12 protein-coding genes are annotated in these 14,299 nt (G+C 50.1%); 4 read left to right on the top strand and 8 right to left on the bottom strand.

Features of this window, described 5'->3' with window-relative positions; genetic code table 11:
* Positions 1-30 precede the first annotated feature (30 nt).
* The 4 genes from OXH18_RS11475 to OXH18_RS11460 all read right to left on the bottom strand — a co-directional run bounded on the left by OXH18_RS11475 (position 31) and on the right by OXH18_RS11460 (position 5,642).
* A complete protein-coding gene (locus OXH18_RS11475) occupies positions 31-1,254 on the bottom strand; it encodes a lipocalin-like domain-containing protein (RefSeq protein WP_268612919.1) in 1,224 nt (407 codons plus the stop codon).
* Positions 1,255-1,277: 23 nt separating this feature from the next.
* Positions 1,278-3,740, bottom strand: a complete 2,463-nt coding sequence (locus OXH18_RS11470) for an FtsX-like permease family protein (RefSeq protein ID WP_449369404.1) — start codon at positions 3,738-3,740, stop codon at positions 1,278-1,280.
* 104 nt (positions 3,741-3,844) lie between these two features.
* Entirely contained in the window at positions 3,845-4,549 is a 705-nt protein-coding gene (locus OXH18_RS11465) for an ABC transporter ATP-binding protein (RefSeq protein WP_315874707.1), read from the bottom strand.
* Between the two features lie 418 nt (positions 4,550-4,967).
* Positions 4,968-5,642 (bottom strand): DUF1997 domain-containing protein, encoded by a 675-nt coding sequence (locus tag OXH18_RS11460; protein WP_268612916.1) that lies wholly within the window; start codon positions 5,640-5,642, stop codon positions 4,968-4,970.
* 675 nt (positions 5,643-6,317) lie between these two features.
* Between OXH18_RS11460 and OXH18_RS11455 the strand changes: the two genes are divergently transcribed.
* Positions 6,318-6,974: an SDR family oxidoreductase gene (locus tag OXH18_RS11455; RefSeq protein ID WP_268612915.1), complete on the top strand. Its 657-nt coding sequence runs from the start codon at positions 6,318-6,320 to the stop codon at positions 6,972-6,974.
* Positions 6,975-6,993: 19 nt separating this feature from the next.
* Here OXH18_RS11455 and OXH18_RS11450 read toward each other — a convergent pair whose 3' ends face one another.
* Positions 6,994-8,451, bottom strand: a complete 1,458-nt coding sequence (locus tag OXH18_RS11450; RefSeq protein ID WP_268612914.1) for an N-acetylmuramoyl-L-alanine amidase — start codon at positions 8,449-8,451, stop codon at positions 6,994-6,996.
* A gap of 690 nt (positions 8,452-9,141) precedes the next feature.
* Here OXH18_RS11450 and OXH18_RS11445 point away from each other — a divergent pair.
* From OXH18_RS11445 to OXH18_RS11435, 3 genes are all read left to right on the top strand, one after another.
* The gene (locus OXH18_RS11445) at positions 9,142-10,107 is read left to right on the top strand and encodes an RsmB/NOP family class I SAM-dependent RNA methyltransferase (RefSeq protein WP_268612913.1); all 966 of its coding nucleotides are present in this window, start codon (positions 9,142-9,144) and stop codon (positions 10,105-10,107) included.
* Positions 10,108-10,359: 252 nt separating this feature from the next.
* The gene (gene aat, locus OXH18_RS11440; protein ID WP_268613165.1) at positions 10,360-10,920 is read left to right on the top strand and encodes a leucyl/phenylalanyl-tRNA--protein transferase; all 561 of its coding nucleotides are present in this window, start codon (positions 10,360-10,362) and stop codon (positions 10,918-10,920) included.
* A gap of 118 nt (positions 10,921-11,038) precedes the next feature.
* Positions 11,039-11,362, top strand: a complete 324-nt coding sequence (locus OXH18_RS11435; RefSeq protein ID WP_268612912.1) for a hypothetical protein — start codon at positions 11,039-11,041, stop codon at positions 11,360-11,362.
* A gap of 47 nt (positions 11,363-11,409) precedes the next feature.
* Here OXH18_RS11435 and urtE read toward each other — a convergent pair whose 3' ends face one another.
* The 3 genes from urtE to urtC all read right to left on the bottom strand — a co-directional run bounded on the left by urtE (position 11,410) and on the right by urtC (position 14,260).
* Positions 11,410-12,111 (bottom strand): urea ABC transporter ATP-binding subunit UrtE, encoded by a 702-nt coding sequence (urtE, locus tag OXH18_RS11430; RefSeq protein ID WP_315874706.1) that lies wholly within the window; start codon positions 12,109-12,111, stop codon positions 11,410-11,412.
* A gap of 186 nt (positions 12,112-12,297) precedes the next feature.
* The gene (gene urtD, locus OXH18_RS11425) at positions 12,298-13,110 is read right to left on the bottom strand and encodes an urea ABC transporter ATP-binding protein UrtD (RefSeq protein ID WP_268612910.1); all 813 of its coding nucleotides are present in this window, start codon (positions 13,108-13,110) and stop codon (positions 12,298-12,300) included.
* The gene (gene urtC / locus OXH18_RS11420; protein ID WP_268612909.1) at positions 13,085-14,260 is read right to left on the bottom strand and encodes an urea ABC transporter permease subunit UrtC; all 1,176 of its coding nucleotides are present in this window, start codon (positions 14,258-14,260) and stop codon (positions 13,085-13,087) included. Before urtC ends, urtD begins: the two co-directional genes overlap by 26 nt.
* Positions 14,261-14,299: the final 39 nt, after the last annotated feature.

The following is a 14,299-nucleotide window of genomic DNA, read 5'->3' as shown; positions in this document are numbered from 1 at the left end:
ATCTTTTACAGTTTTTATCCTTCGTGCTTGCTATGTGGGTGTTCGTGCCGATAGGATAGCATCGAGTCGATCAGCATAGCCTGTGAGTTCGACATAGCCCTGACCGTGCAGCGATCGTCCCTGTTGCAATCCCTCAAAGGCAACGGCACCTTCCCAGTAGGTGGCGGTGGCGGTATTCAATTCCTGATTGCCCATCATAGATTGACCTTGCAGGACTAGGTCTACTTTAGGAATGCGAATGGTCCATGCAGCCGGATAGGTAGCTTGGCTCTTGGCGCTTTTCCAGGTATCTAAGACATCAATTTGCCAGTCTTGTGGAGTTAATGGGATCAAATCTCCATTAGCGGCGATGAATGTTCCGGCTGAGGTCGGTTCGATCGTACCATCTTCATGACGCAATAGGTACAGCATCAGTGCTGAGCCATTGTCAAATTGCATAGAGAACCAATCCCACCCCACTGTCCCTGGACTCAGGGAACTGGTGGAATATTCGTGGTCTTTCCAGGTCAGCCCTGTGACTTGAAACGACCGATCGTTGATCGTAATCGTGCCAGTTGTGGGTTGTTGCACCAACGAATAATAGTAGGAAGCATTGCCGGGTTCCAGTCCCTTGATGCTCAAGCCTCGATCGCCGTGTAAGACAGGCGGCAAGGTTTGTTCAACGATTAGATCTAAGGCTACATCTGAGGTTTGAGCCTGTAGCTGCACTTGTCCAGGTGCGATTTCGGTGGCAGACCAATCTTCTAACCAAACATGATAGGGAATGGCCGTGGCTCCGGCTAAGTCAATCCCACTGCGGCTAAACCGATCGAATGGGTAAAACTGCTGTTGGGCGATATCGCTGATGGTAAAATGCGCGGAATAGATTTGATTGTTGCGCCAGTGCGACGTAGAAGTGGATTGGGCAGCGTTTGGGAATAACGCTTGGCGAAAGAAGGTTAACTGAAAGCCGAACGGCCGTCCTTCTGATGTTTCAAGATTGCCCGTATAGTACCACCATTCGGTTTGATAGCTTGGGTGGGGACCAAAATCTTCGGGAAAGTGCCAGGTTTGAGGGGCGGTTGCTTTCAGAAAGCCAGTCGTATCAGGTGGAGCCGTATCCAACCAGGTCAGTTGGGTGGTGCTGGACGCTGCTGATGGAATGGACAACAGCAACAGGCAGATCCCCAATGTGACGATCGTCCCCAGTTGTCTCAGTCGGGTGAAGCCTTGTTTGAGCCAAAGACTCGATCGATCAGTGGATTTAGTATTCATCTTGCGTTCAGTTCGATGGTTCGTTATTCTTGTCGCACCGCCGTGGAAATATTCATGCGTCCTAGTCGCAAGGCGGGATAAAGCCCAGCCAGCAGGGCCGCAATGATGGACACCAACAACGCCTGCCAAAAGTAACGCCCTTCCAATGCCATTTGCAGCGTCCAACCAAACGATCGCACGTTGATGACATAGATCAAAATCCATGCCAAGGCAAAGCCCAGCGGCAGGGCAAACACACCGGCCATCGTGCCCATGAGTCCGGTTTCCAACAGCGTCATGCCAGACAATTGACGAGGCGTCATGCCTGTGGCCCGCAGAATGCCTAGTTCGCGGGTCCGCTCTAATTGCAGGCTCATGAGGGTGCTGAGTACACCAATAAAAGCGACCACCACGGCTAGAAGTCGTAGAGCATTGGTAATGGCAAAGGTGCGATCGAATATAATCAGCGAGTCTTCGCGCAGACTGCGGTTGGATGACACTGAAAGGCTTTGAATAGATTGAAAATCTCGGTTGATGGCGTCCACGGTTGCGTCTACCGAAACCCCCGGCTCAACAAACAACCCCAGGGAGGCCACACTGTCATCTTGCCACAGCGGTTCATATACATCATTGTCTAGAATGACTGTGCCTTGGTCAGAGGAATAATCGTAAAACACGGCCAAAACTGGAAACGACCGATCGCCCTTTGGAGTTTCGAGGGTAATAGTTGGGGGAATGTCTGGCAAATTTTCCCGCAAAATCAGCGCTTCTGAGATAATCACGCCGTTGCCTGCATCCAGCGCTTGCCACGGATCAGGGCGCAAATCTGGGCGAATCCAAGCGTAGGGGCGTTTGCCTTGCGACACATCCCCATCAGCAGAAATCAGTTTGGCTTGGCGATCGAACTCCACCACGCGCACATCCGCATCCGTGTAGGTGACGGCTTGACGGATGCCGGGATAGGTTTTCAGAGCAGAGACAATCGCCGGGTCGAGTTTGCCCAAAACGCGGTTGGCCGTAACAGTGGGAGGTGAGACATAGATATCTGCTTGCAGCGTTTGATCAAGCCACTGCACCACCGTTCCCCGGAACGACCCCACCATAATTGATACGCCGACAATTACCGAGACCGAGACCATCAAAGCTGCTACAGCAACCGAGGTGCGACTGAGCGATCGCAAAATATCTCTGGGAGCTAAGCGCCCCAAGACCCCTAACGTTCGACTCCCGATGGGGGCAAAGCCCTGCATTGCCAAACTAATCAGCGACGGCGTCAGTAGGGCGGCTCCCAATAGTACGGCAAACAAACCAGCAAAGGCTGCTACTAGTCCAGCCGAAGCCCACTGTAACAGTAACACTCCGGCGATCGTGAACCCCAGCCAAAGCAGTGCCAGTTTCGGCAACCATTGCTGGATTTTGCTTTCCAACGTCGATCGCTGCAAGGTCATGGTTGGAGGAGTATTCATCGCTTCCAGTGCCGGCAACGCCGATGCCACCAGTGCCGAAACTATACCAACTACCAAGCCTTTGACAATTGTGCTGTTCGCCAGCGTTACCTGCTGCACCGATACGACAAAGTAAAAATCGTTGATTGTTTGTGTGATCAATCCAACAATACTGCGGCCCAACCCGATGCCCAACCCCACGCCCAATACTGAGCCGACGGCGCTAAAAATGGCGGACTCTCCCAAAATCAGTGCGAACAATTGCCCCTGCGTCACGCCCAAACAGCGCAGCACACCGAACAGCGGACGACGTTGAATGACGCTAAAGGTAATGGTGTTGTAGATCAAAAACATACCCACCACGAGCGCCAGCAAACTTAAAGCTGTCAGGTTAAGTTCAAAAGCAGCCGTCATTTGCTGCACCGAATTTTTTTGAGCTTCGGCGGTTTCCAGTTTCAAGTCTGGTGGCAACAGGGCAGCGATCGTCTGGAGATCTTGCGGCTGGCTGACAATCAAATCGATGTGGTTGAGCTTACCAATCTGTCCCAACAATTCTTGGGCAGTCGCGATATCGGCGAACAGAAAGTTGCTGAGGGCGCGACGGTTCAAGGAATCGCTGGTTGCTACTGTGCCAACCAATTGGGCTGGATGGTGCTGCCCAGAGATATCGAGATGCAGCGTATCACCTAAATGAACCTGGTGTTGTGTAGCGGTTTCTTGCGATAAAACAACCGCACTGGGATTGGTGAGAAATTGCACAAACCCCGTCCCGCGACTTTCGACATTGCCAAAGTAATTGCGAAACGGTGCTTCGGCAAATAAGTCTAGTCCTACTAATCGCACTGGTTGATCGCCCAGTTCCTCTACCTTGATATAGCCTTCTACAACTGGAGCCATAGCTACCGAATGGAGTGATCGCTTCAGTGTGGTATAGACCGCTTCATCCACCCCAGTTGGAGCAATCGCTTCAATCCGATGCGTAGCCCGACCCGTGATCGCATCGGTAGACAGTGCAAATGCTCGTTGAGCCGAGCCATTCGCTAGGTCGATCGACACCATCATTGCCACACCCAAAGCAATACCCACAATACAAAGGACGTATTGCAACGGTTGTTGTCGAATTCGTTGCCATGCCAGTCGCCACAGGGGGCGATTAGAGGTGAGGGTCACGCCAACACCTCCTCCGCCGCATCTGGATGCACTCGCACAGGCGTTAACTGTCCATCCTGCACTCGTAATACCCGATCGGCATAGCGGGCAATCTCCGGGTTGTGCGTCGCCATAATCAACGTTTTGTTGGCGTTGCGGGTTAAATCTAGTAACAATTGCAGCACCGTCTGTCCGGTTTCTTCGTCCAAGTTTCCGGTTGGTTCATCAGCCAAGACCAGTTGCGGATTGTGAGCCAAGGCACGGGCGATCGCCACGCGCTGCTGTTGCCCTCCAGAAAGCTTATCAGGATAGGTTTGTTGGCGATCGATCAGTCCTACTTTTTCAAGTAGCATCACTCCAGACTGTTGTGCAATCGGTGCTGCCACACCTGCTAACTCCTGCGGCAACGTAATATTTTCAAGGACAGTCAACGTCGGAATTAAATTAAAAAACTGAAAAACAAAGCCGATGTAATCTCGCCGCAACAACGTGCGCGATCGTTCATCCAACGTTGTGATGGCTAAGTCGTTGATGCGAATCGTCCCAGCCGACGGTTGATCAATACCGCTGATGAGATTGAGTAGCGTACTCTTACCGCTACCGCTGTGCCCGAGCAACACGACAAACTCACCCGCAGCGATCGTCAGATTGACTCCGTCGAGAACGACCCGTTGGGCTTCTCCTTCTTGATAGACCTTGGTGAGATGCTCAATCTGTATCATTGCCCCAGACGGTGGCTGCGATGCGGCTGAATCGATCGCGATTGACGGCTTGACGGCGGTTCCTTTGGAAAACGGAAAGAGAGACCACCCCTGTTTTTTTGTCATGCTTCGTTTGAATTGCTTCGCTGAGGTTATTCTAAGCTATTTGTAATAAAACTTAAACTTATTCGGTGAGTTCTCCTCATTCTTTTTTCAGCCTTTTTTCAGCGCTGAACGTCGATTTTTTCGCGCCACGAATTGGAGCAATTCGCCAAATGCCACAACGGTATGCAAAGGTATGCAAAAAAAAGAGCGATCGAACGTTCTCGTCTCCGTTCGGTTCTGCAACTTGGGAAACCCATCAGAATCAACTGAACGGTCAGAAGAACTAGTTCGATCGCCAACTAAGCCCGAAGGCTAGATAGAGTCAGGAAAGATATTAACGCCGCCTCGGAAATGGAATCCCAATGGTTTGATGAAAATCTTGTTGAACCTTATGGGTGAGACGACGAGAAACTTGTCGAACGATTTGGTTTAACAGTCGATCGCCTGTGGATTGCACTAAGGATTTGGGCAAAGCTTGAATAAAGCGCGGAAACTGAATCAATACTTTTAAATCCAATTCCCATTCCACCCGGGTAATCAAAGGAGAGAAATCTGAGTTCGTAGGATCAGTCTCGATCAGCTGTAGAGCGGCTTGAAAATCCACATCATAGCCAACGGGTTGATAGCCTGGGACAGAAATCGTTTCAATTCGATAAATGCCGTGGTCTTGTGGTAACAAATTTAATCCAATTCGCGGCTCTACCTCATAGCCAAAGGAGCCAAACCGTCCGATCGTCAGCGCATAGCCAGTGTCACCGATCGCTTCTACCTTCATGGGCCGAGCACAACGTGGAAACCAAGCTCGATGCCCATCTAAATAATCTGCTACGGTCTTGGTATCGGCATACATTTCCATACAGCTTGAAAAGCTGCCGTGAAAACAGTTGGCATCGGTTGTGGGGGCTAGCTGTTCTTCCATCAAAGATGTGCCATCAATTAAATCAGAAGTGGCTCCCAAAACAGTAGGAGTCTGTTCGATGGTACAGTGTTCAGCCGAATTTGCCTGCATAACACAATTTCCTACAATTCGTTTGTGCTGTCTAGTTGAAGTCTGCTGCGATTAAGGAGTTTGCCTGAAGAAGCAACGATTAAATGGCTGAAATGGGTTTGTCATCTGGAATAGAACAAGGGAGACTAGCATTGGAGTCAGGTGAGGATGAGGAGGAAGAAAGTTTATATTTCGACTCATTTTGTTACCAAACTTCAAGATCAGTCTAGCAGTCCTTCCAAAAGTAAGTCAGCTTGTTTAATCTATTCAGCATATCTTTACATTTTGTGGAGTCGCCATGAGCGATCTACGGATCTGAGGCGTTGATCAGACGACTCTATTGTGCGGACAACAACCATTGATGGACGCAGAGGCTGCCCTCGATCGCGCTCTATATGCACGCTGAACGCAGTGAAGATCCGTGAAATACCCTTTGGAGCAGATTGCATCCAGATTATAGATTGTTGTAAACGTTGCTGAAGCAGTAGCTGAGACGTGAACATAAGTTGGAAGTTGGTTGGTCAAGCAAGGTAAACAGGACAAAAGCTGGGCACTTGGACAACTGCCCTTCTGTAGAATAGTTCTCTTGACTGACTACACCAGTGACAGACCTCACTCTATAGTTTGAATTTTTAGGTTTGTTGATCCTTTAAGCTAGATGATCCAGGCGATGAGGTTAAACAATCAGGGGGAATCATGAAAACGTTAGTGGTTGGTGCAACGGGTGAAACCGGACGACGGATTGTGCAAGAACTGGTACAGCGGCAAATTCCAGTGCGGGCAATGGTGAGAGACTTAGATAAAGGCAAGCAATTGTTGCCAGATAACGTTGAATTGGTGACAGGGGACGTGTTGAATCCTCAAAGTCTTCGAGAGGCGATCGGTGACAGTACGGTGATTCTCTCGGCAACGGGGGCGGCTCCTAGTTTTGATCCAACCGGCCCTTACAAGGTGGATTACTTAGGCACAAAAAACTTAGTTGATGTAGCGAAAGAAAAGGGCATTCAGCAACTAGTGATGGTGTCGTCCCTGTGCGTCTCTAAACTTTTCCATCCGCTAAATTTGTTCTGGCTGATTCTGGTGTGGAAAAAACGAGCCGAGGAGTACCTGCAAAAAAGTGGAGTCCCCTACACGATCGTTCGTCCAGGCGGTCTCAAAAACGAAGACAACACCGATGCGATCGTCATGCAAGGTGCAGATACGTTGTTTGATGGCAGCATTCCCCGCACAAAGGTGGCTCAAGTTTGTGTCGAAGCGTTGGTTCAACCACAAGCCAAAAACAAAATTGTGGAAATTGTGGCTAAACCCGACGCCCCAACTCAATCTTTAGATGCTTTGTTTGCAGCCGTTTGAAGCAGCCAACACCACTCTCTCAAAAATTTTGCTGCACATACTGCAAAATTCCGGCAGCGATCGCCTCAGCCATCTGCGTTCGGAAGCTTGGATCAGCTAAACGCTGGGCATCTTCTGCCCCTGTAACAAATCCCACTTCAACCAGCACCGCTGGCATGGTTGTGTTGCGTAACACATAGAAGCGCGCAAATCGTACTCGCCGATCGCGAGAATTGGTGAGCCGTACCACTGTATTGTGAATCACTTGTGCTAAGCGCTGACCGGCGTCTGAATAGTAATAAGTCTCAACTCCATTCACATCTGGGCGATCGAGACTGATGGCATTCGCATGAATGCTGATAAACAGATTGGCGTTGGCGCGATTGGCTGTCTGTACCCGTGGCTCTAGATCAATCTCACGATCGTCTCGTCGAGTTAAAATCACACGAACACCTTGCTGTTCCAGAATTTGAGCCACTTGTAGACTAATATCCAACACCACATCGGTTTCTCGCAGACCACCGATACCAACGGCTCCCGGATCGCGGCCGCCATGTCCTGCATCGATGGCAATGGTAACGCGGCTGTCTGATACATCAGGCAAGGGAACAGGAGCGAGAATGGATGGAGCGTCAGGAGCAGGAATCGGTCGATCGGGAACGGGTAACGGAGCAGTTGTAACGGTTTCAGCAGTTGTCAAGGATTGTGAGGATTGTCCTTGCGTTAATACCCTTCCCCGACTGGGGTTCAATGCCACACCGCCATAGTCGCTTGGATTGGCTCGCCAGTTGGGGCTATCTGCATCTAGATCCAAAATCAAACGGACGACTGGTTCGTCCCCGTCTATATCTTGAATCAGTTGCAGCCGGGTAACGCCGTGTCGATCGAGGGCGATGTCTCGCTGCGCTATGGCAGGAGCCAGCACCGTGTTCTCAAACTCTACAGTAAAGCGGCGGGGACGGCGATCGTTATCTTGATCGATATTGTCTGGTTCACCCGTAACCCGCACGAAAAAGCCATCGGGTGTAATGCGCACGTCTTCAATGCGAGCTTGAGCCTCCAGAGGATCGGAGGTTTGCGCAATCGTTGTAGCTGCTGCCGTCACAGGGGCTGGTGCAGGCAGTTCTACCGTCCACCGCGTTGAAGTGGTACTACGCACCCGAACCCGCTGTGGATCTAGCGTATAGCCAGGTTCTAGCTCAATCACAATTCGAGTCGTGGTTGCATCTAGTTGTCCCACGCGCACTTCCCGAATGACGCCATCTAACACGTCTTCAACGGGCGATCGAGCCAAGGTAGTATCGGGCAAATCGATCACAAGGCGGGTGGGGTTGGCAAGCAGTTGTACCCTGGGTTGAACCGCTTCATCGGTTGTGAAAGTTAACCGATTATTGTCTGCATCAAATCGCCAAACCTCTAGTTGCGCAGCTTCAGCGGGAACAGCGAAGCAAATTGTTCCCATGACACTCAAAAGACTGGGTAATAGCCAGTGTTTCACAGTTGCTAGTCTCTCCCTAAATTGGCAGGTGTGGCATAGAATTCGTCGCAGATTGAGCATTGACTTACAGTCATTTCACAGTCATTTCGCTTACAGTTATTCCGCCGATTTCTATCCACTGTCCTTTCATCAGCAATGGCAGAGTGAGTCGATCATTACGGTTGGTGAATCGTGCCAAGCCCAAAAAGTTCCGCTTGGTTATGTTGAATGGGGGGTTGCCGGAAACCGTGTTGAATGCTGCGCATTAAGTATAGGTTGTCAACGAACGTCTATTGCGGAAACGTTATCACCGTCCTGAACCATTGGACAGACGGCAATAGAGTCCATTCAAACAGACACATCATCTAACTCCGATCTGCAATCCTACCAGAAATGTTGTATTTTTTTCACACCCAAACGTATATATACTTGAAAATGAGTTTTTGCTCAAAAAAACAAAAACCTCCCGGCAATTTGCCAGGAGGTGGGAATCAGGGTGCATCTACCACTTTATACTTCCAGTTTTCCAGTCGTATTCAGGATGAATTTCAAAAAGAGCAAGTGTCTAATGCGACGTAATTGCATGCGGACACTCCGCGATCGTTCTGATCCGGTTTCGCTACGGGAGAATTCGTCTCCACCCAGGGGTATACACTCTAACAACTTTTGAGAGACACTGGATTGAAAGTCTGTCAACCCTGGAGGAACGGGATGGCTCCTGCCTCTAAATTATTAGTTAAGTTGAGCCAAAAGCTCTTTCCTGTGCCCAGCGATCGACAGCAGTTTATCGAGGCGTTGACCCAACCTCAGCCGTTTTCTCCTTGTATTTTATGGTGTCGATCGAAACCAAGTGACACGCCGTTTTCAACCGAGCCACCAATTGCCTGGCAACCAGACTTTATCGATCGGCTGCAAATAGGCGAGAAGCCAGGTCAACATCCCCTACACCAGCAAGGCTATTTTTACTGCTTAGATTTTTCCTCGGTCTTTGCCATTTCTACTCTGTTATCCCTTGACGTTCCGGTACAATCGGTCATCGATGTTTGTGCCTCACCCGGCGGTAAAAGTATATTTGCGTGGGTGTTGTTGCAGCCATCTTATCTAATCAGCAATGAGGTGATCGGTAAACGACTAGGGGCGCTAATTTCTAATTTCAAACGTTGTCATGTACAACCAGCGACTGTGCTCAATCTCGACTCTAGTTTACTAGCTGAGCAATTGCCGCGATCGACGGATGTGGTTTTGGTCGATGCGCCCTGCACTGGGCAATCGTTGCTGGCTAAAGGGTTGAACAATCCTGGCTGCTTTCATCCCGTCACTATCAACAAAAACGCTAACCGCCAAAAGCGAATTTTAGCCAACTCGGCCCAACTGGTGGCTCCTCAAGGGTATCTTGCCTATATGACCTGTGCTTATTCAATCGAAGAAAATGAACAGGTCAGCGAATGGCTTGTGCAGCAATTTCCACAGTTTGCCCCGATCGACGTGCCCCACCTTCAGCCCTATCAGTCTCGCTATAGCCACTTGCCTTGCTATCGCATGTTTCCGCAGGAGCGGTTGGGAGCCGGAGCATTTACCATTTTGTTCAAAAATACCCATTTGCGTGAACCGCAGGAGACTGTCATCCAACCCTTAGCTTCCCTTGTCAAGAACTTGCGCCCGATCGCGACTTTTTAAGGGTGACTCTGAGGATTTATGGACAGCCCCCGCTACAGGATTAAACATTCTCTTAGGGTCATAACCAGCACCATTACGACGGTTTCTCGAGTTGCTAGCCAGTCGATATGCCGCTTGACGGGGTTGGATTATCCTCACGTGCCATTCGCTGCCATAAGATCATGGAAGTTAGCAGATCAATTTTTCCTCGTGATTCAACTTCGGTATGACATTACCAGCATCATTCGTGGCTATGCAGAAGGCTATTTTTTAATGGCAGATGATGCCGGTGACAATTTAAGCTGGTATTCCAGCAAAGAGCGGGCACTCATTCCCCTGGACGATCGATTTCGCTATCCCAAATCGCTACAACGAGTTTTGAACCAAAATCGGTTTACGGTGGCTATCAATCGCAACTTTGAAGCCGTTGTAGACGGTTGTGCCGATCGCGACTTAACCTGGATTTCAGCAGAACTCAAAGAGATTTATTGGGAGTTACATCTGATGGGCTGGGCCCACAGCTTTGAAACTTGGCAAGGTGAGGAATTGGCGGGTGGAATTCTAGGAATTGCCATCGGCGGTGCATTCATCGGAGAGTCGATGTTCTACCAAATACCTGAAGGCTCTAAGGTGGCGATGGTGAAATTGGTGGAATGGTTACGATCGCGCGGATTTCTATTGTTCGACGCACAAATGACAAATCCGCATCTAGAGCGATTTGGCGCTTATATTGTGTCGAACCGTGAGTATAAACGGCTGCTTAAACAGGCAGTACAGCAGCACTGCTCGTTTGTAAGTGACAATTTGGTAAGCGAAACTTCTAGTGAGTCTTAACTCAGTCATGATGCGGAAACAATGCAGCCACGATGCGGATGCAATTAACCATTACCAAGCGACAAACTGAAGGAAGTCTTAGCAGAAGAAGTATCGTGCAGCCAATCAGGTTAGTGACATGTTCCCTGTCGTAATTTACGAAACCGCCGTCCAGTTGTTCAACTTCTACCATGAAGGCGTCATTCACCAAGCCATGAGTCATCACACCAAGTTGTATCGCTTGGTGAAAGCCTTTGATTTGCAACATCGATCGCAGGCCTATAGTATTGGCTGTCAGCTAGCTTATCAAGGCAGCGAAACGGTGATCACAGTCTCCCAACATCACTACAAAGTTTGGGTAGATGTTCGCTCGCACCGAACGCTGGGAAAGTTGAATGCACTGGGGAAAGCGCCGACGGGCGGCTCGAATGAAGGAGATGGTGTCCCATGTCCGGCCTGCTAGCGCTGTGTGAGGCTTCAAGTGAGTCTTTTCAACTAGACGCCATATGGTTACACAGCCAAGAAGCGCTGAATGATATCGTTGCTGAGTTCACTCGTAGGACCAGAGGCCACAATGCCGCCTTTTTGCATCGCATAGTAGCGATCGGCTTGACGCACAAAGTGAAGATGTTGCTCGACGAGTAGTACCGAAATGCCCGTCTTGGCGATAATTTGTCGCACAGCTGCTTCAATGTCGAGAATAATCGAGGGTTGGATTCCTTCGGTGGGTTCATCCAACACCAGCAATTGAGGATTGCCCATAATAGCGCGGGCGATGGCTAGCTGCTGCTGTTGTCCGCCGCTGAGGTCGCCGCCCATCCGAGACAGCATGGTTTTAAGGACGGGAAACAAGTCAAAAATTTCCTCTGGAATTTCTTGGTTGCTGCGGGGTTTGTCGGCGCGGGCCTCGTACCCCAACAGTAGGTTTTCTTTCACCGTTAGTCTCGGAATAATTTCGCGTCCTTGCGGCACATAGCCAATTCCTAGTCTGGCTCGTCGATCGGGTGTCAGTCCAACAATAGGGCGATCGTCAAACACAATTGTGCCGCTGCGTGGCTTTAGCAAGCCCATAATCGTTTTCAACAAGGTGGTTTTACCAACCCCATTTCGGCCGATGAGGCACACCATTTGTCCACGCGGCACACTTAAATCAACATTTCGCAGAATATGGCTTTCGCCATAATAAACGTTTAAGCCGGAAACGTTCAGCATGATGGGTGAATCAGTCTGGCTGAGTTCCGGAGCGACAGCAGATTGGGTCATGGCGGGGTGGGGATTGGGGATTGGGGGGTAGGGAGTAAGGAGTAGGGGTAGATCTGCCGTAAGTTCTACCAATCGGGGGGGATACCATCCCGGAATAGAGCGACAGATCTCGTAGGGGCGGTTCGCAAACCACCATTACTGGATAGCAGTGACGCCTTCAATTGCGGTTTGTAAGGTTTGATGATCCGAATGAGCGTCAGTGTCGTGCAGGGGCTGCCCCAGATAAACTTCAATCACCTGTGGATCGCTTTGCACTTCGTCGATCGTGCCTTCGCAGAGAACGGAGCCTTGGTGCAAGACAGTAACTTGGCGAGCAATTTGCCGCACAAATTCCATATCGTGCTCAATTACAATAATGGAGTGGCTTTCAGCCAGGGAAAGCAGCAATTCTCCAGTGCGCTCGGTCTCTTCGTCGGTCAGTCCGGCTACAGGTTCGTCTACCAACAGCAAATCGGGAGATTGCGCCACCAACATACCAATTTCCAACCACTGTTTTTCGCCATGCGACAGCAGATTAGCCTTCATATCGGCTTTGTGAATCAATCCGATCGTCTCTAGCAAGCCAGCAATGGTACGTCGTTCAGCCGAGGGAGGACGCTTAAACAGCGTGGGAAACACTCCTTTATGAGGGTTGCAGGCAATTTCTAGGTTTTCGCGGGGGCTGAGGTTAAGGTAGACCCGTGGGGTCTGAAACTTTCGCCCTATGCCCATCTGAGCAATTTGATGTTCCGAATACGATCGCAGATTGCGTCCCTTAAAGCGCACCTGCCCTTCGGTAGGCTTGGTTTTACCAGTGATGATATCTAGAAAGGTGGTTTTGCCGGCTCCGTTGGGGCCAATAATCACCCGCAACTCACCTGTATCCATGCTGAAGTTGAGATTGTTGAGGGCCTTGAAGCCATCAAAACTGACGGTGAGATTTTCAATCTCCAAGATTTTGTCGCTCATACTCTACCTCTGGGTCTTCTTCTAGGCTGGGATAGGTTAGGGTTTGTTTGCGTCTGCCCGTTAGCGAGCGGAAGAGTTGCACGCCATCCGTGCGCAGCCAGCCGACGATGCCGTTGGGCAACAGCAGCACCACCAGCAAGAACAAGCCACCCTGGAAAAATAGCCAAAAATCAGGAAATCGGGTACTGAGCAAGCTGCGAGCCAAGTTGACTAACACAGCCCCCAAAATAGCCCCCACCAACGAAGCACGACCGCCCACTGCTACCCAGATCACCATTTCGATCGAAAAGGCAATGTTCATCGAGTTGGGCGAGATTATCCCCGTTTGCAGCGTGAACATGGCTCCGGCCAGTCCAGCCAGGGCGGCTGAAATGGCAAACACCAGCACTTTATAGCCCGTGGGATTATAGCCCGTGAAGCGTACCCGGCTTTCGTCATCCCGAATCGCCACTAGCAAGCGACCAAAGCGACCGCTGGTGAGCCATCGGCACAAGGCATAGGACAATGCCAAAAATAGAATCGTCAGAATATAGAAAGTGCGCTGTGCCCCTGCACTGCTGACGGGAACACCAAATAAGGTTTTGAAATCTGTCAGTCCATTCGTACCATTGAAGAGTTTTTGCTGACCGTTGAAGAAATTGAAAAAGATGATGGTAGTGGCCTGCGTCAAGATTGAGAAGTAAACGCCGCGGATTCGGTTACGGAAAATTAAATAGCCCAACAAACCACCCACGATCGCCGGAATGAGCAGGACAGCCAAGGCTGCAAACGGAAACGAAAAAAACGGTTGCCAAAACCAGGGCAACTCTGTACCGCCATACAGCGACATAAATTCGGGTAGCTGAGTACTGGAACCTGGCGGAAACTGAAGCTTGAGGTGCATTGCTAAGGCATAGCCGCCCAAAGTAAAGAACACTCCATGCCCCAAGCTCAGCAGTCCCGTAAAGCCCCAGATTAAATCAATTCCCAAGGCCACGATTGCCAGCGCCAAAAACCGTCCCAGCAGGTTTAGGTAGAACCCCCGCAGCACTAGTGGTGCAATAAACATCAACACTACCGCCACTGCCAACACGATCGCCGCTTCCAGCAACAGCGATCGGCGTTTCGCCCAATCAATTCCGCGTCTTTCGACCGATACGTCTGCCGTCATTTCTAGTTACTCAAATCACATCAACAGAGTTCTATCCCT

The sequence above is a fragment of the Thermocoleostomius sinensis A174 genome, from assembly GCF_026802175.1.
Lineage (GTDB): Bacteria > Cyanobacteriota > Cyanobacteriia > Elainellales > Elainellaceae > Thermocoleostomius > Thermocoleostomius sinensis.
This window is presented reverse-complemented; position numbering and strand designations above follow the sequence as displayed.

Coding starts and splice junctions, on each gene's coding strand:
- OXH18_RS11470 (WP_449369404.1), bottom strand. CDS start 3,740: ATGATGGTGTCGATCGACCTAGCGAATGGCTCGGCTCAACGAGCATTT.
- OXH18_RS11475 (WP_268612919.1), bottom strand. CDS start 1,254: ATGAATACTAAATCCACTGATCGATCGAGTCTTTGGCTCAAACAAGGC.
- OXH18_RS11460 (WP_268612916.1), bottom strand. CDS start 5,642: ATGCAGGCAAATTCGGCTGAACACTGTACCATCGAACAGACTCCTACT.
- urtD (WP_268612910.1), bottom strand. CDS start 13,110: ATGAGCGACAAAATCTTGGAGATTGAAAATCTCACCGTCAGTTTTGAT.
- aat (WP_268613165.1), top strand. CDS start 10,360: ATGGCAGATGATGCCGGTGACAATTTAAGCTGGTATTCCAGCAAAGAG.
- OXH18_RS11455 (WP_268612915.1), top strand. CDS start 6,318: ATGAAAACGTTAGTGGTTGGTGCAACGGGTGAAACCGGACGACGGATT.
- OXH18_RS11435 (WP_268612912.1), top strand. CDS start 11,039: ATGTTCCCTGTCGTAATTTACGAAACCGCCGTCCAGTTGTTCAACTTC.
- urtC (WP_268612909.1), bottom strand. CDS start 14,260: ATGACGGCAGACGTATCGGTCGAAAGACGCGGAATTGATTGGGCGAAA.
- urtE (WP_315874706.1), bottom strand. CDS start 12,111: ATGCTGAACGTTTCCGGCTTAAACGTTTATTATGGCGAAAGCCATATT.
- OXH18_RS11465 (WP_315874707.1), bottom strand. CDS start 4,549: ATGATACAGATTGAGCATCTCACCAAGGTCTATCAAGAAGGAGAAGCC.
- OXH18_RS11445 (WP_268612913.1), top strand. CDS start 9,142: ATGGCTCCTGCCTCTAAATTATTAGTTAAGTTGAGCCAAAAGCTCTTT.